Below are 21,479 nucleotides of genomic sequence, written 5' to 3' on the forward strand. Positions count from 1 at the left end.
ACGGGTAGTCACAAGTACAACGACACGTATGCCTGGGATTTCCGCATGCCCGAGGGCACGCCCATCGTCGCTGCTCGGGACGGTGTCGTGCGCCTCTCGCGCGGCGACAGCACCGAGGGCGGTTGTGACGAGAAGTTCGCGCCCAAGGCCAACTACGTCGTCATCTCCCACGGCGATGGGCTGGAGACGCAGTACCTCCACTTCAGCGCGGTGGTGGTGAAGCCTGGCGAGCGCGTGAAGCAGGGCCAGCTCGTGGGCTTCTCCGGCGCCACGGGTTGGTCTTGTGGCCCGCACCTGCACTTCAAGGTGGCGAAGGAGACGGGGCGTGGGTGGAACAACCCCTCCGTTCCGGCGCGGATTGTCGGCTACGGCGATCCGGTGCGCGACACGCGCGTGGCCGCGCCGCTGTGCCGCGACTCGCAGAACAGCATGGTGGCGGCACAGGAGCTGTCGCGGACGGGCGAGGCGGTGGTGTCGCTCTCAGCTGCCGCGGATGAGGCTCAGAAGGCGCCGAGCGGCATCCCGCCCGGAGCGAAGACTGTCCTCGACGGCTTCTCCGAGCCTCCCGCTCAGGGTGGCGAGGGCCTCCGTAAAGCGCGTCCGGCCCGCCCGGTGAGCGGCTCCGCCAGCGCCCGCGAGACTCGCTGAGGCCAGCAGCGCCCCCGCGCCCGCGAGCAGCACGAAGAGGGCGCCCGCGTTGACGAAGTACTCCACGGTCAACAGCGGGCCCTCGAGGTAGGCGCGGACCACGCGGTAGCCCACGTGCCCTAGCAGGACGAAGAGGGGCAGGTTGATGAGCGGGAGCACCAGCCAGCGCGCCACGCGCCACCAGCCCGATACCCCCTCCGCGATCGCCGTGGTGGCGGTATAGCGCCAGGTGCTCGCGCGCACGGACTGGAGCTCCGCGAGGAGCGTGTCCGTGTCAGGCACGCCAAGTGTCTCGGGAGGCAGGCCGCTCGCATGGGCGACGGCGCGGGCCTCGGTGAGCGCGGCGCGCGCGGCGGACTCCACGGCCAGGTCATCCTCGAAGGGCTCGACCACGGCGACCTCGGCGGCGCGAGCGCGGGTCTTGTCCCTCACCACGTCCAGCGCGGTAGAGGCGGCTGCCACCGCCAGTCCTACGGGGAGGCTGCGCCGAGCCAGGAGTGTGGCCGCGCCCATGCCGCCCGCGCCCCACATCGAGAGACGGAGCCCCCACGCCGCGGGTCCCCAGAAGCGGCCTGCTGCCTGCCTGCGTACCTCCGAGGCAAGGTGGCCATGAGCCAGCCCGAGGCGTGAGTCGAAGTCCTTGCGAAGCCCCTCGCTGGCGCGGCTGACGCCTGCTTCCAGGGCTGTACGGGTGCGAGCGAGCAGTCCCTCGGTCTCCTGAAGTGCGGCCTCGACGCGTCTGGCCAGCTCCTCCAGAGCGCCCAGCGCGTTGCCGCGGCGCACGCGAGCAGCCACGGCCTGAGTGGCCAGCTCGCGGAGGTGGAAGAGGAAGGAGCCGAACTCACCGGAGGGATCCTTGCCCTCGCGCGCGGCCCGGGCGCTGACAGCAAAGGTGGGGATGGAGTCCTGAGGCAGGCCGAGCTGCTCCGAGGCGAGCTTGCGGGCCTGGGCCTTCAGGGCCTCGCGAGAGTCGGCGGAGAGCTCATCCGCGAAGTTGATGAGGAAGACGAGGGAGCGGCGACGGGTGAACTCGGCGAGGAACTCGACCTGGGTGGCCTCGGCGACGCTCCCGCGGTGCATGACGACGAGGGCCACATCCGCCAGCTCCAGCGCGGCGCGAGCCACCTCGCGGTGGGTGGTGGCGACGCTGTTGAGGTCCGGCGTGTCGATGAAGATCTGCCCTCCCCAGAGCCCATGAGGGCTGGCGGTGTAGCGCACCACCGTGGCGCCCACGCGGGAGAGGGCGTCGAGGTCCGCGCCGACGGGAGCGAAGACGGTGGAGGCGGTGCTGGTGGGGCGGTTCTCTCCCTCGCGAGCCAGCTGCTGTCCTGCCAGTGCGTTGAGCAGGGTGGACTTGCCCGCGCCGGTGGCGCCTACGAGGGCAACGGTGAGGGGCGCATCCTTCTGGGCGACGCCTCGGGCGTAGTCCTGGCGCAGCCGCTCGAGGCGCGCGGCGTGCGGCTTCAGTGCCGGCAGCGTCAGAGCGGCGGCGAGCAGGGGCTGAAGATCCTCGGGGTCAGGCAGTTTCGTCTCGTCCACGCGCCCCCAGCCTCACCGAGACGCGCGCGAGAGGCCAGCGCTCAATGCAACGAGGGTCGTTCAGCATGCACTGCCACATTCAACGACCACGCGAACTCAGGGGCCGCGGAGTGGAGGCCTTTTCCGCGGACGGCACTCCAGATGGCGATGATGGGCCGGGGATCTCCTGGGCGGAGTATCGTCGCCCTGCGCCGGGCGCATCCGCCAGCAAGCCCAGGGCGGCGGTCAGCTCGTCAGCGAAAAGACCCGGCGCCGCCGGACGGTGTTCACCGCCGCCCTGGGCCTGAGGAGGACGGCCTGAAGTCAGGCATGGGGTTGTGGTAGATGCTTGGAGTGGTCTTCCAGGGGTGAGCAGGACGTCATGTCGCAGGGGCAAGGGTGATGATCGATCTCTTCCTGATGTCACCGCCGGGACTGGGGTGGAGGCTGCGCAGCCGGTCCAACTTCCGCAGCAAGGACGCGCCGCCGGTGGATGCGCGCGCGGCCCGGCGCGAGTGGCTGGCCTTTGCGCGAGCCCTGGAGTCACGTGGCGGGGTGGTGGTGGCGTTGCCTTCGCCGACGGATGAGCTCACCGGCATGCCCTATGCCGCCGAGAGCGGTCACGTGCTGGCGCGAACGGGCGCCCCTCCGCTCTTCCTGTTGCCTCGCTTGATCAGCCCCCACCGCCGCGGTGAGCGTGAGCACTGGGCGCCGCTGGCTCGGCGGATGGGCTTCGAGGTGGTGGATCCGGGAGCGGGGATCTGGGAGGCCCAGGGCGACGTGGCTACCTTCGATGGAGTGACGCTCCTCTTCTATGGGGTTCGCACGGACCGGGATGGAATGGAGGCTGTCGCGCGCTACTTCCCAGGTGAGGTGATGCGGGTGGAACTCCTCGCGCCCGCATTTCACGGCAACATGGCCGTGCTGCCCTTGCCGGCGGTGGACCGGATGGTGGTGTGCCCAGAGGTCATCCCAGCGCCGTCGTATGCGCTGCTGGAGCGGCGCTTCGGACGCGAGCGGCTGTTGCCGGTGACGAAGGAAGAGATCCGCAACTACGCCACCAATGGACTGCCGCTCGGGAAGGAGCTGCTGGCTCCCAGCGTAGTGCCGGAGCGGGTGCGTGCACTCGTGGAGGCCCTGGGGATGCGAGTGACGACCTTCGGGCTGGGCGAGCTGTGCGAGAAGGGTGGAGGCGCCTGCCGCTGTCTGGTGTCTCATGCGCGCCTGGAGCCGGGTTCCATCCAGATCCCGGAGGAGAACCGCCTGGCGGCCGTGGCGGCGCGAATGGAGGCAGAAGGCTGAGATGCATGTCCTGGCAGCCAGCTTCTTCGCGCGTCACCCGGAGCTGTCGCTCGCGGCGCTGGGAGCCTCCGCCAACGAGGAGGCGCTGGACCTGAAGCCGGTGGGAGTCCCCGTGAAGTTCCTCCCGGCCGAGCACCACGCAGAGGTGGTGCGGCAGTACCGGGAGCTGAACCAGCTGGCGTTCGGCTCCATTGGAGTGCCGAACTGGGTGCTGTCGGATCTCTACCTGCTCCCAGGAGCCATTGGCCTGCTGCGCTGTCCGGCGAGGATGCTCGAGGACGAGGCGCGCCAGCGGCTGGGGCTCTCGGATGAGGCGCTGGCCATTGGCGCGGCCTACTACGCGGCGCCCTCGGTGGTGCCGGGCCTCGTCATCGGTGTGTCGCTGCTGAGCTTCGTGCACGGCATCCGGGCGGGCTCGTGGGTGAAGATGCTGACGCTGAGGATGCTGCGCGCGCGGCGCATGCGAGGCGTGGCGCAGTGGAACAACCCGAGCCTACGGGTCCACACTCGCCTGGGACCGCTCCGGCTGGTGGGGAGCGTGCCAGGCGATCACGAGTACGCGGATCGCAGCTTCCTCTATGAGACGGAGCTCGTGGACGAGGTGCGCCAGGTCGCCGCCATGGAGCGCAAGCTCGTCCTGCCCCCGACGCTCCGGGTGCTCGTGGCGGACACGGCCGCGCTGGCCACGCTCCTGCGCCGCGCTCAGGAGGGCGAGGTGCTGCACCTCGTCCCGCCTGGAGCGGAGGCGGGGCGCATCCTGGTGCACGAGGGACCGCTACAAGAGGGGAGCGGACCGGCGGTGTGAGCGCAGCTCAGTCGGGCACGTCGAGGCGGTAGGTGAACTGCAGAGAGAGGGACACTGCCTCGAGGGAGATGGGAGCCTGGATGACGGGGCCAGGCGCGGTGCAGTCCACCACGCGCAGGGGGGCTCCCTGGGCGCTGGCGGCGGCGCTGAACTCCTGCACCCGGGAGACGAAGCGGCGGAGCAGCTCCCCCCGGTGATGCTCAGGCTCGGCGATGAGCGCCGAAGCACTCCCGAAGCCGAAGGCCGGACGCCCTCGCTCCTTGCGCTCATCCGCCGCGAGGTCGTGGCAGGCGCGCTGGAGCGCCGCCATTCGCGCGCTGCGGGCCCAGAAGTCCATGGACGTGGGCAGGGGCAGCTCCAGCGTACCCTCCACCCCCGTGCGCGCGTCGTCATCATCCTCGGGAATCCGCAGCTTCTTCGAGGGGGAGCTCGCGAGCAGGACGCCCGTAGGCTTCAGCGTCGCCTCGGCGCCCGTGGCCTCGCGGAGCTGCCTTCGCAGCCGCTCGCACTCCTGCTGCAGGCGGGACAGCGCCTCCTGGGAGGCGAAGGTCCCCACGATCTGCACCTGGAAGGTGGTTCGGAGGAGGTCGGGCCGGACAACGAGGTCATCCTTGGTCGCCGGCGGAAGGTTCACGTCCGAGTAGTAGGAGCTGGATCTCTTCATGGACCCGGAGCCTAGCGCCCCTGGAGGGCTCCACGTCACGGCGCAGGGGCGGAGGGGTGTTCGTCGTCCAGCTCGAGCGCGAGCTTGAGCGCGGCCTTGCCTGCGCCGACGATGGGCTCGCCGTGGGCGAAGCAGATCGTGTCCACGGGCAGGTGATCGAGCACCCGCTGCACGCTCACACGGGTGCGTCGCGGATCATCCTGGTATTCACTCGGGACGAACTGCGGGCGGCCCCGGCCCTCGTGGGTGAGCAGATCCGAGATGAAGACGATGCCTCTCGGGTGCTGCTGCAGCCACAGCGTGTACATGGCCTCGGCGGGGCCGGGCGTGTGGAATGCGGTCAGTCCGGCGGAGAGGGAGTCGCCGCTGGTGTAGAAGTTGTCCGGTTCCTCTTCGAGCCCATGCGCATTCTCGGGGGCCCACACGGGGACGTTGAAGAGCTTGCGGAAGTGCCAGGCCGAGCGCTGATGGTTCCCTGCGGTGAGGACAATGGCCGTGATGCTGCCGAGCGGGCGCAGGAGCTTCTCGTCGATGGGAAGGGGATCGATGAGGACGACGGCGCCATCCCGGTCGACCACGGCATAGGCATCGCTGCGTGCGCCCCCGATCCGGTCATCCCGGACATGCCAGTTGTAGACGCCCGGGACCACTTCCTCGAGGTTCTTCGCTCTCGCTTTCGGCTCGCTCATGCGACCAAAGCTAGGCACCGTCCATGGGAGCAAAGTTCGAGCCTGCCGGGTCCCCCGCCCAGCGGACGAGCAGGCATGGAGATGTGAGAGGCACCAGCGCTGGGGGTTCCCATCTTCTCCGTTGGGCAACCAGGAGAGTGACATGCGTTGGAGCCCGACCATGCGGCCGCTCGTGCTCTATGACGGGGACTGTGGCTTCTGCAGGCGATGGGTGGCGAGGTGGCAGGCTCGTACCCAAGGCCGAGTTCTCTTCCTACCGGCCAGGCTCTTGCCTCGATGGGTGCTGGGCATCCGGCGCGGAGCGGCCCGGCGAGCTATGCAGCTCATCGAGCCTTCTGGAGCGATCTCCCAGGGCGCGGAGGCCGTCTTCCGCATGCTCCGCTTCTCGCCCCGGCGGAGGACGAGGGCCCTTGCGTGGCTCGGGCTGCTGCCAGGAGTGCGGACTCTGGCAGGGGGCCTCTATCGGCTCATCGCAAGCCAGCGATCCATGGCGGCTCGAGTCGATGGGCTCCTCTTGGGACGGCGCTACCGGGGACCTCCCGAGTATCGCCTGGCGCGCTGGTTGTTCCTGCGACTGCTGGGAGGCACCTTCTTCATCGCGTTCACGTCCTTGGGAAGGCAGGTGCTGGGGCTCTACGGCTCGCGTGGCATCAGCCCGATGCGGGGGCTGATGGAGTCGGAGCGGCTGCAGGACATGGGGCCCGAGCGCTTTCGCCTCATCCCCTCTGTGTTCTGGCTGGGTGCGTCCGACAAGGCGTTGGTGCGCGGCTGCCGGGCCGGTCAGGTGCTCTCACTGGCGCTGATGTTCAACGTGGCCCCGAGGCTCTCTACAGGCCTGCTCTGGGGCCTGTACCTCTCCTATGTCTCGGCGGGCCGGGAGTTCCTCTCCTTCCAGTGGGACGCACTGCTGCTGGAGATGGGGCTGCTCGCGACGCTGACGGCGCCTCCGGGGCTGCGGCCTGGGCCGGGCCGCGAGGCTCCCTCTGCGGTAGAGGTGGCGCTCTTCCGCGCGCTCGTCTTCCGGCTCTACCTGGGCTCTGGGGTGAGCAAGCTCAAGTCCGGCGATCGCACCTGGCGCGAGCTCACCGCGTGCACTCACTACTACGAGACCGCGCCGCTCCCCACCCGAGGAGGGTGGTACGCGCACCAGCAGCCCCTGCGCCTGCAGAAGGCCTCCACGGCCGCGACGCTGGTGATGGAGACGGTGGTGCCGTTCCTGGTCTTCGCACCCAGGAGACTGCGGCAGCTCGCCTTCGTGCTCTTCGGTCTGCTGCAAGGGGCCATCGCCGCCACCGGCAACTACGGCTTCTTCAATCTGCAGTCGCTGGTGTTGGGGCTCTGGCTGCTGGATGACGAGGCGCTCGCGCGAGTGCTGCCCCTCGTGCCCGCGGAGCCGGCCCGCTCCCAGTCGCTGTGGCGCACGCTGGCGGCGAGCGCAGCCGCGGCGCCCATCCTCGTGCTCGGAGCACTCGAGCTGGTGAGCCGCTTCGAGCTCTCACGGTGGAGACCTGCACTCCTGGAGCGCGTGGAGCCGTGGGCTCGCCCGCTCCGCTCCGTGAATTCCTATGGACTCTTCAGTGTGATGACCGTGCGCCGGCCCGAGATTGCCATCGAGGGCTCGGACGACGGGGAGCACTGGCGCGAGTACGGGTTCCGCTACAAGGTGTCCCGGCTGGACAGGGCACCGAGGCAGGTGGCGCCGCACCAGCCGCGCTTGGACTGGCAGATGTGGTTCGCCGCGCTGGGCTCGCCACCGGGGTGGTTCGTATCGCTGCTGGTGGGGCTGTTGGAGGGCTCGACGGACGTGCTCGCTCTCTTCGCGGAGAATCCCTTTCCAGAGCACCCGCCGCGCTACGTGCGCGCGGTGCTGTACGAGTACCGGATGACGGACCCGGCCACGCGGCAGAGCACCGGAGCGTGGTGGACGCGCGAGCGGCTGGGGCTCTACGTGCCCCCCGTAGCGCTGGGGCCTGGAGCTCGCCCACGTCTCCGCCCGTCCTCACCGAGAGATGGACTGAGAACCCACTAGGTTGAGCGTGCGGACCTGTGCGGTATGCAACGACCCCCTACTTCCCGGGTCATATCGCGCTGCACCGCTTCCTTGGCCTATACCCCGCCGCCACTCGCTGGGGGGATTTCCATGGAAAAGACGAAGCGGTGGGGCATTCGCTGGATGTTGGTCATCGCCGTGAGCGGCACATTCTTGGGAGGGACAGTGGCCTATGCGCGGCAGGCCGAGTGTTGGGAATGCCGCCCTTGTGGGTGCTCGCCGGATGGTGGCGCCATCCTGTGCTGTGATGTGAAGGGCTGCTAACCGGCGTCACGTCCTGCGAGGTGCATGGTGCAGAGCACTCCTCTTGAACGGGCCGCAGCACTCGTCATCGTCGCGCTGGCAGCTGCCGCAGGTGTGGCTGGGACGGTGATCCAGCCGGTCCAGGAGCAGCTGCTGGAGGCCCCCTCGGCGGCTGAGTCGGAGAGCGCACCCGTGATGGCTTCGGAGGTGCGCACACGCCAGTCTCTCACCCACCAGGCCTCTGCCTCCATGACGGCTCCTCCGAGGCTCGTGGTGAACGCGGCCAACTCCCCGGTGGGCGAACCCCGGGTTGTCCCGGAGGACACCACCGCCACTCCCGGACTGCACCCGAGCGCTGGCGTGAGCCTGCCTCCAGCGCACATGGAGACCGGAGCGGATGGACTTCCGGCCACCGGGCTGCGCTGCTCCAACGAAAGCGGCTTCTTCCAATGTGGTGCCTGTCGGACGGACAGCGATTGCCCGGCGGGTAGAGGGTGTGTCGTCAACAGGGAGACACGCCGGCTCGAGTGCATGGAGTCCGAGTGCGAGGAGGACGGCCACTGCTTCCCGGGCCTCGTCTGCCGCCGCGTCACGACGGGAGTCACCGGCTCCCTCATTCGCCGCTGTGTCGCCGAGGGGCAGCGCCGTCTGGGGGAGCCCTGTGACACCTTGTTCATCTCCAAGGAGGGCGCCTGCCAGGAAGGCCTGGTGTGCCACCGAGGCGTCTGCAGTGCCTCATGCCGGCTCGACGACGCGGCGAGCTGTGCGGAGGGCCTTTCCTGCGAGGAAGGGCCCAACGGGGCGGCCTGCTTTCCCGACTGTCGCGCACAGGGGTGTCCCACCGGGCAGCGCTGCAAGCGTCTCCATGACAAGGACTACCAGTGCCTCGAGCAGGTGCAGGGGGAATGTCCGGAGACACCCTGTGTGGAGGGGGAGCAGTGCAACATGCGTCTGTCTCGAGGCCGCGGCGTCTTCTGGTGCGCGCGCGTCTGCGAGCCGCTCCGCGCGGACAGCTGCCCCGCGGAAGAGATCTGCGGCGTGGGAGGAGGGACTGTCAGCACCTGCTACCGCCGGTGTGATCCGATGGCTCCCGACTCCTGTGGCGAGGGGGCGCTGTGCACGACGATCACCGAAGACATGACGCAGTGGGGCTGTAGGCCTGGCAATGCTGGCGGGATGTAGGCCCGGCCTTACGGTTTCCTGGGCGCTGGCTCCTTCGTTGCTGGAGCCGAGCGCTTGCCGCCGCTGCGCTTCTTGCCAGGCTTCTCCACGGGGCCTCCCGGGCAGCGCGGCTCGCCCTCGCTGGGCGGCGGGAGGAGGGTGAACTCGACGCGCCGGTTGCGGGCCATGCCTTCCTCGTTGTCGTTCTCCGCGAGAGGACGGCTCTGGCCAAAGCCCTGCGAGCACAGGCGCACGGGCTCTACGCCGCTCTCCTCCAGGTAGGTGCGCACACTGGCCGCGCGGCGCTTCGACAGATCCAGGTTGTAGACCTCGCCCGCTCGCGAGTCGGTGTGGCCTTCGATGAGGATGCGCTGGATCTCCGGGTGCGTCTTGAGCACCTGCGACACCTCCTCCAGGACGGGGAAGGACTCGGAGAGGATGACGTCCTGATCCGTGGCGAAGTTCACGTTCTCCAGGATGAGGATCTTGTTGCCCTGGATGCGGGCCATCGGACAGCCGTTCTTGCCACCAGGGCCGGGGGCGACGTCCGGGCAGCGGTCGATGCTGTCCTCCACGCCATCGCCATCGGCGTCGCGGATGGGGCAGCCGCCGCGGTCGGACAGGCCGGGCTCCTTGGGGCAGACGTCCTTGTCGTCGGTGACTCCGTCCCCGTCCAGATCGGGCGGTGGCGGGGGTGGAGGCTCGGGCGGCTTCTTGAACTTCTCGAGCGCTTCCCACTCGGAGGTCTTTGCGGGCACCCAGACGATGGAGCTGAAGAAGCGCAGCGAGGGCGCCTGGAGCGAGCACCCACACCCGCCGCCTCCGCCGACGGTAAAGGTGAGGCCGGTGGAGCTGTACCAGCGCAGACCGAAGAGCAGCTCGGCAGGGACGTCGCGGGGCTGGCTCGGCAGCTTGTCCAGGCCTACGGCGCCGTGGACCATGCCGACGGCGGTGATGCCGCGTCCGCGGAGGATGGGGATCTCGGTCGCGAGACCGAAGGGCGCCATGTCGCCCACGAGCACGCCATTGAAGATGTGGTCCGGGCGGTTCCACAGCCCGCCCGCGGCGGAGACCAGGATGCCGTTGGAGAAGCGGTAGTCCACCACGAGGCCGGGCGTGTAGGTGAACTCACCATCGCTGGCGAAGCCCTGCTGCTCTCCGGTGGGGAGGCTGAGGCCCAGGGTGAGCGCGGCGCCCAGTCCCGAGTCCTCGGCGCGGCGCCGCAGGCCGGGGATGGCGACCTTGCCGGTGAGGCGCAGATCGCCGAGCACATAGCCTTGGATGGGGCCCTCGGTGCCGATGGCCTCCAGGTTGTCCCCGGCCTGGGCGAGCACCAGGGGCATGTCGACGCCCACCTCGGCCCAGTCGAGGATGCCGACCGAGGCGATGGCGTCGAGCTGGAGGCGGCTGCCGACGATGCTGAGGATCTTGTTGGAGGAGCCGCCCTCCTTGTTCACGAGCACCAGCGGGTCCAGCGAGAAGTTGAAGAAGAAGCCACCCGAGGCGGACAGGTGCGCGAGGGGCCGGGACTGGCCGACCATCACCAGGTCCTGGGGAGCGCCGGACGGACGGAAGAGCTGGACGTCGAAGCGAGCGTCCTGAGCGGCGGCGGAGGTGGCGAGGCCCAGTGCCAGGGCGAGGGCCGTCAGGAGCAACCGCTTCATAAGGCCCGGCGGGAGTACAGGAAGAGGAAGCCCACCAGCAGCAGGGCGAGGAAGGCGCCGGTGCCAGTGGAGGGGAGGTCAGCGGTTGTCGTCTCGCAGCAGAACGAGCCCCCTTGAGGGGCGGTGCCGGGCTTGCGGCGGCCCCGTTCGCATTCCTGGGTTGTGGTGGAGCAGTACTCGACGCCCAGGCAGTCACCGCTGTCTTCGCAGGTGGTGGTGCAGATGCCGTTGTCGACGTCACAGGTGCCGCCGCAGGGGCAGTGCGCATCGGCGAAGCACTCGACGCAGGCGGAGCCGTTGCAGACCTTGCCCTGCTCGGCGCAGTTCTCTTCGCACGAGGTGGTGGTGACGCAGGTGAAGGTGGTGGGGTTGCACTCGCCTCCGGGGCAGTCGGAGTTGTTGCGGCAGGCGACACAGGCGCTGCCTGCGGTGGTGCCATCGGTGAGACAGAAGGGCTTGTCCTGGTCACAGGCGCCACAGCGGGAGCCGCAGTGACGGTCCGTGGTGCAGGAGGTGCACTCACCGCTGAGGCAGAACTGGCCGCTGTCGCACTCGAGGTCATTGCGGCAGGAGACGCAGACCTGGCCATCGAGGCAGAAGGGGCGCTCGGTGGGGCACTTGACGCACTGGGTGCCGCAGCGGTCGGAGGTGTTGCACTCGGGGATGGCGTCGAAGCAGCGGCCGTTGATGGAGTCGCACTTCTGGCCGTCTGCGCACTGGCTGTCGGTGGTGCACTCGACGCAGGAGGGCGTGGCGCCTGGGGTTGGGGCGGCGCACTGGGTCCCGGAGGGGCAGCAGTTGCAGGAGCTACCGGCGCAGCTGTCGTTGGTGGAGCAGGTGACGCACTGGTGGTTCTCGCAGCTCTTGCCGCGCTCGCATTCGGAGTCCTCGTTGCACTCGCGGCACTGCTTGATCTCGGGGGCGCAGACCTCGTCGGGAGGGCAGTCCTCGTCGCGGTTGCACTCGACGCAGGTGTAGTTGAGCTTGTCGCAGACCTGGCCGGCGGCGCAGGCGCGATCCTCGAGGCAGCCGGTGCAGGTGTTGGTGGTCAGGTCACAGCGACGGCCACCGCACTGGGCGTCATCGGTGCACTCGACGCAGGCGTAGGTGCCGTTGACATTGACGCAGTTGGGAGTGCTCTGGCCGCAGGGCGAGCAGCTCGGGCCACAGACGCGGGAGGTGTCACAGGGGGCGCACAGCGCGGCGCCATTGCAGTAGTAGCCCGAGTTGAGGCCGCAGCCGCCGTTGCCCGGAGCGTTCGCGTTGGCGCGGTTGCACTGCTGGCACTGGCTGAGCTCATCCTGAGGGGTGGAGGGGTTGTCCGGGAAGGACGGGCGCCCGGTCTCAGTCTGGAAGAACCTGTCGGGCGGGACGAGCAGGAAGCCAGCTTCGTTCAGCTTGACGATGGGGGACTGACTCGGCGCGCGCTCGAAATCCGTGAAGGTGCCATCGAGAATGGCGAACTCCAGTGCCGCGTGTTCGGTGACCTCCGCATAGAGGACCTCCACGGGATAGAGGCCTGACTTCTGGAAGGTGACGCCGTTGGTTGTGCGCCATGTAGGAGCGCCGAGTTGTGGTGGCCGGTTGATGACCTGATATTGGACGTTGTTCCGGTCGAAGATCACGAGGCTCACCGCATCGTCGGTGTAGAGACCGAAATGCAGAGGCCTATTCAGCATGTCGGGGGTGATGTTCAGGTATCCCCGGAAGCGCGAACCAAAGGACGTAAACGGATCGTTGATGAAGAAGCTACATCCGTAGCTGGCGCACTCAGGGACCGCATCCACGAAGTCACCGCGGCTCGCCTGGGTGCCGCCTGTGTTGTTGTTGGACAGGTCGAACGGTGAGCGGAGGACGTAGGTGATACGGTTGCCTGCCGTCCGCTCCATGAAATCGTTCATGCCCCCGATGTAGGACGACGTGCTCTGGGGGAAGTCCGCAGCCACGTCTTCCGAGACGCTGTTGGCGACGCACAGACCGGTGCCGGGCTGCGCCGGCGCCGGCGCCACTGGATCCCCAGTGACGACGACGTCGGGCAACTTGGCGGCCCACGCGGGACCCGCGAGGCACACCAACACCAAGGGCAGCGCCAGGGCGCATCGAAACGGTAGCGAGAACAAGGGGTTGCATCATCTGCTATCCCCCAGGACCGATCAACGTTCTGGGCGAAGCAGATCCTTCAGGTAGCCAGGGTTGGTGGGCCCCCACCCAGGCGGCCCGTTTCCACAGTGCGAGATGACCGACGGCAGAGGTTGGGTACACCGCTCTCATCCTCTCGGGAGGATGCCTCCCGAGAGCACAAGACCTGGATACTACCTCCTCCGTCCTGTCAGGTCGAACACATCGGACGCCCTGGCAGGTCTGGAGCCCCTCTCAGCGCCGTTTCTTCCGTCGGCGAGGCTTCAGCCCCAACAAACGGTCCGACATCCCCCCGAGCACGCGGCAGATGGCCACGAACGCTTCCAGGTCGGGGAGCATCACGCCCCGCTCGATGCGTCCATACGCGTCGACGGACAGACGGACCCGTGCCGCCATCTCCGCCTGGGTCAAGCCGATCTCCTTCCGGGCCTCGCGCACGTTGGCGGCCAGGGCGACCGTGAGGGTATCCATGGAAGTCCCTCCCTGGGGGGCTGGAGCCTCCCCCTCCGCCTCTGTCCCGACTGGCGGGAAGATCAGCCGGTCCGGTGACTCACCCAGGACCCGGCAGATGGCCACGAAGCGTTCGAGCCTGGGCACCAGGTGCCCACGCTCCAGCCGCCCGTAGACCTCGGGCGCCATGTCAATCCGCTCGGCCATCTGTTCCTGCGTGAGCCCCAGCCGACAGCGGGCCTGACGGATGTTCCTACCCAGCTTTCTCTTATCGAGGCCGTCCATACGTCTTCACCTCCGGGAGCAACCCAACATGATGGGTTGTGCGCATGGCATACAACGTCATGGGTTGGAGGCACAGAATATGTCAGGTAGGCAAGATAGCAGGTAACCTATCAGGTTGGAAGCCGCTCGGGCCGCTCGGGCTTCACCTCCTGCGCCTGCTCCGGCTCCAGGAAGCTCACGAGCAGCCGCTGGAAGTCCGTCACGTGCCGCCGCACGGCCTGACGCTGGAACTGCGTCAGCCGCGGCATCATCGGCGTGAAGCGGTGCAGCACCGTCAGCCACTCGTCCTGCCGGGCCGCGGCCGCCGTGGAGACGTCCGGCGAAGAGAGCCCCAGCAGCTGATCCGAAGACACGCCGAGCTTCTCGCAGATGTCCAACAACCGCTCCACCCGCGGGAAGATGAGCCCGCGCTCCATGCGCCCGTACACCTCGGGCGACATCTCGAGCAGCTCAGCCATCTGCTCCTGCGTGATGCCCTGCCGTGTCCGGGCCTTCCGGATGTTCGCGCCCAGGGTCTTCTTGAGAACCTTCACGCGCTCGTCGTTCATGACCTTCGCCCGCCTTGTGAAGTTGGGCCCATAAGTAAGACGTAATGAGTTGGATTCGCAAGGACACCGAGGGTCCTTATGGGTAGAGGACCACTCAGGTTAGAACTTTGAAGGTTCCTTGCGCCCTGCCTACCTGTGAGGGAAGATCGGGCCTAGCCCCGCCTGAGGCTCCGCGCCTTGGATGTGCGGCGGGGGAGGCCCGTGGCTGGCTTCTTCCTCTTCGTGAGCGCGATGAGCCGCTGGAGATGGGACAACGTCTGCATCAGCTCTCTGCGCTCCTCTTCCGACAGACGGGACTCCATCTGCGTGAAGAAGTGACGCATCACCGTCATCATCTCCTCATAGGCCCGGGAGACCTTCGGAGCCGCGGGAGCGCTCGTGCCCGAGGCGAAGCCGAGCATCTGGTCCGGAGTCACACCCAGGATCTTGCACAGGAGCACGAGCCGCTCCAACCGGGGCAGCACCTTCTTGCGCTCCATGCGCCCCAGCACCTCGGTCGACATCTCGACCATCTCGGCGAGCCGTGCTTGCGAGAGCCCCTGGCGCTGGCGCGCCTTGCGGATGTTTGGCCCGACGACCTTCTTGAGCGTCTCGGTTAGCTCCTTGTCCATGATTGTCCCGTGCCCACCGCGAATGGTCGGAGGGATACATAGGACTTGTAGCGTTGGGCTCCAAGGACACCCGGGGTAGTGATTTGAAAGTGACCGGTCAGGTCATAACCCCTCTGGTCTTGCTGTCACTTCCTACCTAACAAGAATGATCTCGCACTCGGCCAGAGGCGCTGCACAGGCCTTCTCCGCCTCTGCGCTCGCGTGTCCTGCGGGCTTCCTACTCCGCGAGCCTGCGGGCACTGTCCTCCAGGACTTGGGTCACGCGGACCCAGCCGGTGGCCTCGGTGTCCAGGTGCGACAGCACCTCGGGGAAGAAGCGTTCCTCCAGCGCTCGGGCCAGGGTGGCGCCGTGGGCGTCCGCCCACTTCTGCGTGACTCGGGCACGGACGTCCGCCCCCAGGAGATCCACGAAGCGCTCCAACAGCGGCGTGGACAGCAGGGTGCCCGCCCAGATGACGGCGTCATGCCCCACGCCGCCCGTCGCCACCGTCACCACCGCCGCAGCCCCCGAGGGGACGGAGTAGACCAGGGTGGTGAGCGTCTGGAGCATCTCCTCGCGCATGCCGCCCTGCAGCTCCGTGCCTACGAGGCTCCGGCAGAAGGTGTAGAGGCCCTCCCGGTCCGCCGCGTGCGCGTGGAGCGGCTCGAAGCCCAGAGGCTCCTCCAGGCGCTTCAGCGTCGCCGGGCCGAACGACTCCGCCAACTGGGCCCGCGTCCCCGCGTCTCCGTGCCAGGCGGCCACCTCTGGAGAGAGCACGTCCACCAGCCGCCGCACCCCGTCACGCAGCGTCTCGTCCGTGGCATGGATCACAGGCGCCGCGACGGGCTGCGGGCCCGTGAAGGACTGGCGCACCTTCCGCGAGACGAACGTCAGTGCCGTGGCGAGCGCTCGGAAAGGCAGCCGCACATAGCGGTGGAAGGAGCTTCGCGCGTCCAGCTCGTCCCGGAATGCATCCACCAGGACATCCGCGGGCACCCCTTTGAGCGCCGCGCTCTTACCCACCGCAAACAGCTCGTGGCGCAGCCTCTGGCGCAACCGCTCCGGCTCGTGGGAGGCCTCTCGTGCTGCCCGCCCCAGCGCCTCCAACTCCGCGCGCGCGTCCGCCAGCGAGGCGGCCAGGGCTCGGGCCTTGAGCTCCCGGGCGTGCTCGGCCTCTCCCAGGAGCGCACCCAGGGAGGGACCTCCGTCCAGCGGCTGCGTGGCCAGCGGGCGCTGCCCAGCCTCCACTTCCGGCTGGTGGGGCGCAAGGTAGCGCGCCAGCGGCGGGTGCCCTACGTCCGAGGCCAGCTTCTCCACGTGTCCGCGAGCGACCTCCTCGCGCGTGGCCTCGTTGTAGACGAGCAGGTAGGGCCGGCCCCGCCCCACCGCCGCGCGCAAGAAGTCCACCAGCGCGGCGTTCTGGTACGTCTGCCGGCTCACCACGAAGACGAGCACGTCCACCGTGACGAGCAGTGCCTCGGCGCGCTCGCGGTTGTCGCGGTACACGCTGTCGAAGTCCGGCGTGTCCATCACCAGCAGCCCGCGGGGTACGGCCTCCGCCAGCGTGAGGTAGAGGCGCCCCGCAGGGCCTGGCTGGTCCACGGGAGCGTCCGCTCCCGGAGGCACGGGGATGACGTCGTAGCGGCGAGTGAGGAATTCCTTCAGCTCGCCCGTCCACGTCTCCGGGTGCGCCGCGGCGAGGCACTGCTTCGTCAGGCCCCCCTCCGGGCGCGCCGGGGACAGGGGCGCGCCGACCAGCGCGTTGAACAGGGTGGACTTGCCCACGTTGTTGGGCCCCGCGATGGCCACCAGCAACAGCGGTGCGTCTCCGCCCAGCCGGGGCAGCAGATCTCTGCGCAGGCGCTCGGCGAGGCGGCGCGCGGTATCCGCATCCTCGCCCCGAGGGAACCGCTCGGGCGAGGGCAGGGTGGCGAGGGCGGACTCCAGGACGGCGCGCAGCGCGGGCAGGGCAATCATCTCGGCGGCCCTGACAACACCACGCGCCGCGCCCCGCGCCCAGGCCTTCCTCACGGCTGTGTCGATAAGGGACAGAGCCGGCGGATGGCGTTATGGTGCCCCCCATATGCGAACCCACGTTGCCAGCCTGTTCGTCGTGGGGCTCCTGGCCTGCACCGCCTCGCGCACCTCCGCGCCCGAGGCGCCGGCCGCCGCTCATGAGGGAGCTCCCCCCCTGCCGTTCATCGCGGACGACTACGACCGAGCGCTCGCGGAGGCCAAGGCGAAGGGGGTGCCCCTCTTCGTCGATACCTGGGCCCCGTGGTGACACACCTGCCGCTCGATGCGGGCCTACGTCTTCACGGACAAGGCCCTCGCGCGGCACGCCGGACGGTTCGTCTGGCTCGATCTCAACACTGACCTTCCGCAGAGCGCTGTCTTCCAGGAGAAGTACCCGGTCGAGAACTGGCCCACCTTCTTCATCATCGATCCGAGGGAGGAGAAGGCCCTCGTGCGCTTCGCGGGCAGCGCCACCGTGGCGCAGCTCGAGAAGCTCTTCGAGGATGGAGAGCGCGCCTACCGAGGTGAGGCTCGGGGCGCCGAGGTGGCCCTGGCCCGGGGGGATGCGCTCTATGGAGCCGGCAAGCCGGCCGAGGCTGCCGAGGCCTTTGCCCAGGCGCTCGCCGAGGCGCCGGCCGACTGGTCCCGCCAGGGCCGCACGCTGGAGTCCCTGCTCGTCGCCTTGTGGGGCGCGAAGCAGTACGAGGTGTGTGCGCGCAAGGCGGTCCAGGAGCTGCCACGCCTGCCTCGCTCTCCGTCCCTGGCGAATGCGACGACCCTGGCCATTGGCTGCGCCGCCTCGATGCCTCCTGAGCATCCGCAGCGCAAGGAGCTGCTGAGCGCGCTCGATGCCAAGGGACGGGAGGTGATGGCGCCTCCGCCCATCGACATGCCTGCGGATGACCGCTCTGGCCTCTATGAGGCGATGGTGGAGGGCCGCGGCGAGCTGGGTGACGAGGCCGGCATGAAGGCGCTGGCCGCGGAATGGCTCGCGTTCCTCGAGGCCGAGGCCACCAAGGCTCCCAACCCCGAGGCGCGGACCGTCTTCGACTCACACCGCATGTCGGCTTCGATCGCGCTGGAGGATCCTCAGCGCGCTGTCCCCGCTCTCGAGCAGAGCGAGAAGGACTTGCCCGGCGACTACAACCCTCCCGCCCGGCTGGCCGTCCTCTACCGGATGCTGGGGCAACTGGATGACGCGCTCGCCGCCAACGATCGAGCCTTAACGAAGGTACAGGGCGCCCGGCGGTTGCGGGTCCTCTCCGATCGATCGGCCATCCAGGCCGCGCGTGGCGAGAAGGACGCCGCCGTGAAGACGCTGGAGGAGGCGCTCGCCTACGCCAAGGGGCTGTCCGAGGCACAGGTGTCCAAGCGCCAGCTCGAGGCCCTCGAGAAGAAGCTCGCGGAGCTGAAGACGAAGTAGGCGCGGCGGGTGGAGCTTCGTGCTCCCGGGCTCCACCCGTCGTCCTGGCTATCGCGGCCGGGCGGCCCTGCGCGTGTCGAGGTCCAACAGCTCGTAGGCCTCGACCGGCGAATGGCCCATCCCTCCATCGGTGAAGATGAGCGCGGCCTCGCGAGGGCCGAGCTTCGCGGGAGTGCCGTGCGCGTAGGTCACGCGCTCACCGTCCGTCACCAGGTGGCGCAGCACTCCGTCACGCACCTCCCCTGGCAGGCACAGCAGCTCACGGCTGCGCTTGTCCCGTGTGTGCCCTATCACCTGCGTCAACCCGGCCGGCAGGCGCCGCGGATCGAAGCGGCGGCGTGGCGTGACGCGGGTGCGCTCGGCCTCCTCGGGGCGGAGGCTTGGGCGATGGTAGAAGATGCCCCGGCCCTCGCCGTAGTCCGCGCTGCCTGGGTGGTGCAGCCGCGGGACGATGAGCCGGCCTCCCTGCCAGGAGTTCACCGCGGCATCGAGCGCCCGATTGAGCGCGTCCGCCACCACGCGGGCCTCCGCGGAGTGCTCCTCGGCAACGCCCGCGACCTCCAGATCCTCCCGCGTCACCCCCGCGTGCAGGACGAGCAGCTCCGGCCCGGCCGCATAGGCTACACGCAGGCGCCGCTCACGCAGCAGGTGGGTGACCCAGGCGCGCTGGTCTTCGCGGAACCCACTGAAGTCGCGCGAGACGAGCTCCACGGTGGGCACCTGCGGGAACCGTTCGAGGAAGATGCGCTCCCGTGCTTCGTCAGTGTCATCCCCGGCGTAGATGCGGTCCGCCTCTACCTGGGCCTCTGCGAAGGTCGCATCGGTGAAGTCCGCCAGCTCTCCCACGCGCCCGAGGTCATGGTTCCCTGCCAGGATCACCACCTGGTCCGCTGGGTGCGCGGCGAGCCACGCGACGAGCTGCACGGCGCTCCGGGCTACCGCATCCCGCTCGTGGGCCTTGCCCCAGTCGAAGTGGTCCCCCACCGACACGAGCAGCACCTCTGGGTGCAGCCACCCTCGCTCCGTCAGCACCCCATGGTGGTCCAGGATGGCCAGGAACCGGGGCAGGTCCGCCTGAGGATCACCGATGGCGACCCGCAGTCGGCGCTCAGGAGCAGAGGAATCCGCTGGCGCGGAGCTAGGAGCACCGGCCGCACGCGCGGCGGCATGGTCCAGCGCGGCCTGGATGCGAGGAGAAGTCACGCGTGCATCCTAAGCCCGAGGCTCCCCGCCCGCCTGCTCCTCTCTTCGAGGCGAGGAGCTCATGAGGCCTGGAAGAACTTCGCGATGAGCGCCGAGCGGCTCTCCACCTGGGCCTTGCTCAGCACGTGGGTGACGTGCACCTCCACCGTCCGCTCCGCGCAGCCCAGCCGCGCCGCGATGGCCTTGTTGCTCGTGCCCTGGATGATGTGCTCCAGCACCTCGGCCTCGCGCCCCGTCAGCCCCCAGCGGGTAGACAGCAAGTGCACCCGGGTGCTGGCCCGCGCCTCCGCGCTGCGATCCACCACCAGGTAGTGGGGAGAGAGCCCCCGCACCTGCAGCGCGGTGATGGAAGCGCCCGCGGGCAGCGGCTCTCCCTGGGCATGCCGCCGGACCGCCTGCACCAGGTACTGCGAGACGCGCTCTGCCCGCGCCCGCCCCGCGCTGTTGGCGTACACCACGCGCCCCGTGGAGCTGAGCACATAGGCCGGCTGCCCAAGCGCCTCTAGCGCCGCCTCCAGCGCCGAGCCCAGCAGCCCGGCCTCTCGCAGCCGCGTCTCCAGCTCCAGCCGACGCTGCAAGAGAGGCACCAGCTCCTGGAGCAGCCGCTGCTCCTGGGGCGTGAACGGCTCCGAGCGCAGCGCGCCCACCCAGGCCAGCAGTGTGGAGCCCTCGCACACGAGCGTGCGGATCTGGAACATGTGCTCCATCTTCAGCTGGCGGTAGAGCGTCACCGTCCCTTCGTTGACTCGCTCCCGTACCTGCACCAGCTCCTGGGGACCGATCCCCAGCCGCCGCCAGGCGCCCGCCCGGGCGTCATGCAGCGGCGTCTCCTGGGGCTTGCTCTCCGCATGCGGGCGGAAGTGCAGCGCCCGGTTGCGCTGCGCCGGCGCCGGACGTGCCGGATCGAAGTAACCCCAGGGGTTGGGTTGCTGGTGCAGGAATCCATTCAGGGTACCCAGCAGGTCCCCAGAGGACTGCGGGAAGCCCGAGCCATGGCAGAAGCTGGCCGCGTAGTGGTCCGGCGCCAGCTCCACGCCATAGGCGACGGTCCGCTCCGCCCGCAGCCCCTCCCGGAGCCTGTCCATCAGCGAGGAGAAGACATCCGCTCCCGGCTCGATGATGTCCAACTGCCCCTGGATGTCTGCCAGGAAGGCCTTGTCCCTGGAATCAAGTGGATTCACGATTTACAAGTATAACGAGGTTGGCGACAACCGGCTGCCTGGGGCGTCCCGGAAACGATCAAAAGTGCGCAGTTTCTTGACTTCTTGGAAGGTGATAAAAGTTCGGGTCAAACCCCACCTACGGGGTTTCCCTCATGGAAACTAATCGGTCACTCGCGAGATGCTACTGATAGGCCCGCGGGGGGGTGGGCCGCTATCAAAGGTCTGCTGTCCCATCCAAACGCGCGCCAGGTACCCACCGTGCCTGACGCGCGTTGCCTTTTTCAGCGTCCCGGTGAGTCTCCCCCGTCCTTGTATGCTGAGCAGGCGCCATGACGATCGACATCGCCTTCAAGACGCCGGATGCGCTCGTGTTCGCCACGGACGGGCTGGCGACGGTGATGGAGGTGGATGGCCGGGGGCAGGAGCGCTTCCTCTCGAACATGGCGAACGTGGAGAAGCTGGTGCCCCTGTCCGGGGGGCGGCTGCTCGCCATGTTCAACGGAGTGGGCTCGATCGGCGGGGGGACGGTGGCCACCTCGCTGCGCGCCTTCGACGATCGCTCGCCCCTGCGCGAGGGCGAGTCCGTGGGTGAGTACGCGCGGCGGCTCCACGCGGAGCTGGAGGCCCAGGCCTTGCGCCGGCTGGGGACCCTGCCTCGGCCCTTCCACCTCATCCTCGGGGGCTTCGCGCCGCAGCCGAAGGACGGCGTGGATCCGCCCACCCTCTGGTCCATCCAGTGGAGCGTGGACCTGAGCGTCCCCACCATGCCTGTGCCCATCCTCCACACCGAGGAGGAGGGCGAGCCGGCCCGGCACCGCTTCGGCGTCCACTACGCCGGCGTCACCGAGGCGGTGGCTCGCTTCGTCGAGGGGTTCGATCCGGCGCTGCCCGAGCGGCTGGCGGTGCTGCTGGCTGGG

The 21,479-nt window shown here is 68.9% G+C and carries 17 protein-coding genes and 2 pseudogenes; 8 read left to right on the plus strand and 11 right to left on the minus strand.

The genetic code is table 11. The features are described 5' to 3' along the window. Positions 1 to 45: 45 nt before the first annotated feature. A pseudogene (locus tag VD972_RS45420) lies at positions 46 to 258 on the plus strand (M23 family metallopeptidase); the annotation flags it as partial. Positions 259 to 480: 222 nt separating this feature from the next. Here the strand turns inward: VD972_RS45420 and VD972_RS07030 are convergent. Beyond that, positions 481 to 2,187: a GTPase gene (locus VD972_RS07030; RefSeq protein WP_324982635.1), complete on the minus strand. Its 1,707-nt coding sequence runs from the start codon at positions 2,185 to 2,187 to the stop codon at positions 481 to 483. Positions 2,188 to 2,568: 381 nt separating this feature from the next. Between VD972_RS07030 and VD972_RS07035 the strand changes: the two genes are divergently transcribed. Together VD972_RS07035 and VD972_RS07040 are read left to right on the plus strand one after the other, a co-directional pair. Then, the gene (locus VD972_RS07035) at positions 2,569 to 3,468 is read left to right on the plus strand and encodes an amidinotransferase (protein ID WP_324982638.1); all 900 of its coding nucleotides are present in this window, start codon (positions 2,569 to 2,571) and stop codon (positions 3,466 to 3,468) included. Between the two features lies 1 nt (position 3,469). Further along, on the plus strand, positions 3,470 to 4,273 hold the full coding sequence (locus VD972_RS07040; protein ID WP_324982639.1) for a hypothetical protein: 804 nt from the start codon (positions 3,470 to 3,472) through the stop codon (positions 4,271 to 4,273). Between the two features lie 7 nt (positions 4,274 to 4,280). Here VD972_RS07040 and VD972_RS07045 read toward each other — a convergent pair whose 3' ends face one another. Continuing rightward, a complete protein-coding gene (locus VD972_RS07045) occupies positions 4,281 to 4,937 on the minus strand; it encodes a hypothetical protein (protein WP_324982642.1) in 657 nt (218 codons plus the stop codon). Positions 4,938 to 4,972: 35 nt separating this feature from the next. Next, positions 4,973 to 5,626, minus strand: coding sequence for an MBL fold metallo-hydrolase (locus VD972_RS07050; protein ID WP_324982646.1), 654 nt, complete (start codon positions 5,624 to 5,626; stop codon positions 4,973 to 4,975). A 142-nt stretch (positions 5,627 to 5,768) separates the two neighbouring features. Here VD972_RS07050 and VD972_RS07055 point away from each other — a divergent pair, with 142 nt between their 5' ends. Beyond that, positions 5,769 to 7,655, plus strand: a complete 1,887-nt coding sequence (locus VD972_RS07055) for a lipase maturation factor family protein (RefSeq protein ID WP_324982649.1) — start codon at positions 5,769 to 5,771, stop codon at positions 7,653 to 7,655. 309 nt (positions 7,656 to 7,964) lie between these two features. After that, positions 7,965 to 9,101, plus strand: a complete 1,137-nt coding sequence (locus VD972_RS07060; protein ID WP_324982652.1) for a hypothetical protein — start codon at positions 7,965 to 7,967, stop codon at positions 9,099 to 9,101. Positions 9,102 to 9,109: 8 nt separating this feature from the next. Here VD972_RS07060 and traB read toward each other — a convergent pair whose 3' ends face one another. The 6 genes from traB to VD972_RS07090 form a co-directional block, all read right to left on the minus strand. Further along, the gene (gene traB, locus VD972_RS07065) at positions 9,110 to 10,744 is read right to left on the minus strand and encodes an outer membrane exchange protein TraB (RefSeq protein ID WP_324982654.1); all 1,635 of its coding nucleotides are present in this window, start codon (positions 10,742 to 10,744) and stop codon (positions 9,110 to 9,112) included. Further along, positions 10,741 to 12,864, minus strand: a complete 2,124-nt coding sequence (gene traA, locus VD972_RS07070; RefSeq protein WP_414653997.1) for an outer membrane exchange protein TraA — start codon at positions 12,862 to 12,864, stop codon at positions 10,741 to 10,743. The genes traB and traA overlap by 4 nt, the downstream gene beginning before the upstream one ends. A 253-nt stretch (positions 12,865 to 13,117) precedes the next feature. After that, positions 13,118 to 13,618: a helix-turn-helix transcriptional regulator gene (locus VD972_RS07075; RefSeq protein WP_324982657.1), complete on the minus strand. Its 501-nt coding sequence runs from the start codon at positions 13,616 to 13,618 to the stop codon at positions 13,118 to 13,120. A gap of 110 nt (positions 13,619 to 13,728) precedes the next feature. Continuing rightward, positions 13,729 to 14,166 carry a helix-turn-helix transcriptional regulator gene (locus VD972_RS07080; protein ID WP_324982660.1) on the minus strand — a complete coding sequence of 146 codons (438 nt, stop codon included), beginning with the start codon at positions 14,164 to 14,166 and terminating at the stop codon, positions 13,729 to 13,731. A 152-nt stretch (positions 14,167 to 14,318) separates the two neighbouring features. Further along, complete coding sequence (locus tag VD972_RS07085; protein ID WP_324982662.1) at positions 14,319 to 14,777, minus strand: helix-turn-helix transcriptional regulator; 459 nt, start codon at positions 14,775 to 14,777, stop codon at positions 14,319 to 14,321. Between the two features lie 217 nt (positions 14,778 to 14,994). Then, positions 14,995 to 16,734 carry a GTPase gene (locus tag VD972_RS07090; protein ID WP_324982680.1) on the minus strand — a complete coding sequence of 580 codons (1,740 nt, stop codon included), beginning with the start codon at positions 16,732 to 16,734 and terminating at the stop codon, positions 14,995 to 14,997. Between the two features lie 106 nt (positions 16,735 to 16,840). Between VD972_RS07090 and VD972_RS07095 the strand changes: the two genes are divergently transcribed. Next, positions 16,841 to 17,041, plus strand: coding sequence for a hypothetical protein (locus tag VD972_RS07095; protein WP_324982665.1), 201 nt, complete (start codon positions 16,841 to 16,843; stop codon positions 17,039 to 17,041). A gap of 15 nt (positions 17,042 to 17,056) precedes the next feature. Further along, entirely contained in the window at positions 17,057 to 18,196 is a 1,140-nt protein-coding gene (locus VD972_RS07100) for a thiol reductase thioredoxin (RefSeq protein WP_324982668.1), read from the plus strand. 48 nt (positions 18,197 to 18,244) lie between these two features. On the opposite strand, the gene VD972_RS07105 is transcribed toward VD972_RS07100, so the two are convergent. Beyond that, positions 18,245 to 19,399: a metallophosphoesterase gene (locus tag VD972_RS07105; RefSeq protein ID WP_324982671.1), complete on the minus strand. Its 1,155-nt coding sequence runs from the start codon at positions 19,397 to 19,399 to the stop codon at positions 18,245 to 18,247. A gap of 59 nt (positions 19,400 to 19,458) precedes the next feature. Then, complete coding sequence (locus VD972_RS07110) at positions 19,459 to 20,580, minus strand: helix-turn-helix transcriptional regulator (RefSeq protein ID WP_324982674.1); 1,122 nt, start codon at positions 20,578 to 20,580, stop codon at positions 19,459 to 19,461. Between the two features lie 311 nt (positions 20,581 to 20,891). On the opposite strand from VD972_RS07110, the pseudogene VD972_RS07115 reads away from it, so the two are divergent. Beyond that, a pseudogene (locus VD972_RS07115) lies at positions 20,892 to 21,479 on the plus strand (hypothetical protein); the annotation flags it as partial.

It is taken from the genome of Hyalangium sp., from assembly GCF_035629615.1.
GTDB lineage: Bacteria > Myxococcota > Myxococcia > Myxococcales > Myxococcaceae > Hyalangium.

What these genes read in the sequence shown, in the direction of transcription:
- VD972_RS07035 (WP_324982638.1), top strand. Translation starts at nt 2,569, where the DNA reads ATGATCGATCTCTTCCTGATGTCACCGCCGGGACTGGGGTGGAGGCTG.
- VD972_RS07040 (WP_324982639.1), top strand. Translation starts at nt 3,470, where the DNA reads ATGCATGTCCTGGCAGCCAGCTTCTTCGCGCGTCACCCGGAGCTGTCG.
- VD972_RS07045 (WP_324982642.1), bottom strand. Translation starts at nt 4,937, where the DNA reads ATGAAGAGATCCAGCTCCTACTACTCGGACGTGAACCTTCCGCCGGCG.
- VD972_RS07050 (WP_324982646.1), bottom strand. Translation starts at nt 5,626, where the DNA reads ATGAGCGAGCCGAAAGCGAGAGCGAAGAACCTCGAGGAAGTGGTCCCG.
- VD972_RS07055 (WP_324982649.1), top strand. Translation starts at nt 5,769, where the DNA reads ATGCGTTGGAGCCCGACCATGCGGCCGCTCGTGCTCTATGACGGGGAC.
- VD972_RS07060 (WP_324982652.1), top strand. Translation starts at nt 7,965, where the DNA reads ATGGTGCAGAGCACTCCTCTTGAACGGGCCGCAGCACTCGTCATCGTC.
- traB (WP_324982654.1), bottom strand. Translation starts at nt 10,744, where the DNA reads ATGAAGCGGTTGCTCCTGACGGCCCTCGCCCTGGCACTGGGCCTCGCC.
- VD972_RS07075 (WP_324982657.1), bottom strand. Translation starts at nt 13,618, where the DNA reads ATGGACGGCCTCGATAAGAGAAAGCTGGGTAGGAACATCCGTCAGGCC.
- VD972_RS07080 (WP_324982660.1), bottom strand. Translation starts at nt 14,166, where the DNA reads ATGAACGACGAGCGCGTGAAGGTTCTCAAGAAGACCCTGGGCGCGAAC.
- VD972_RS07085 (WP_324982662.1), bottom strand. Translation starts at nt 14,777, where the DNA reads ATGGACAAGGAGCTAACCGAGACGCTCAAGAAGGTCGTCGGGCCAAAC.
- VD972_RS07090 (WP_324982680.1), bottom strand. Translation starts at nt 16,734, where the DNA reads ATGATTGCCCTGCCCGCGCTGCGCGCCGTCCTGGAGTCCGCCCTCGCC.
- VD972_RS07095 (WP_324982665.1), top strand. Translation starts at nt 16,841, where the DNA reads ATGCGAACCCACGTTGCCAGCCTGTTCGTCGTGGGGCTCCTGGCCTGC.
- VD972_RS07100 (WP_324982668.1), top strand. Translation starts at nt 17,057, where the DNA reads ATGCGGGCCTACGTCTTCACGGACAAGGCCCTCGCGCGGCACGCCGGA.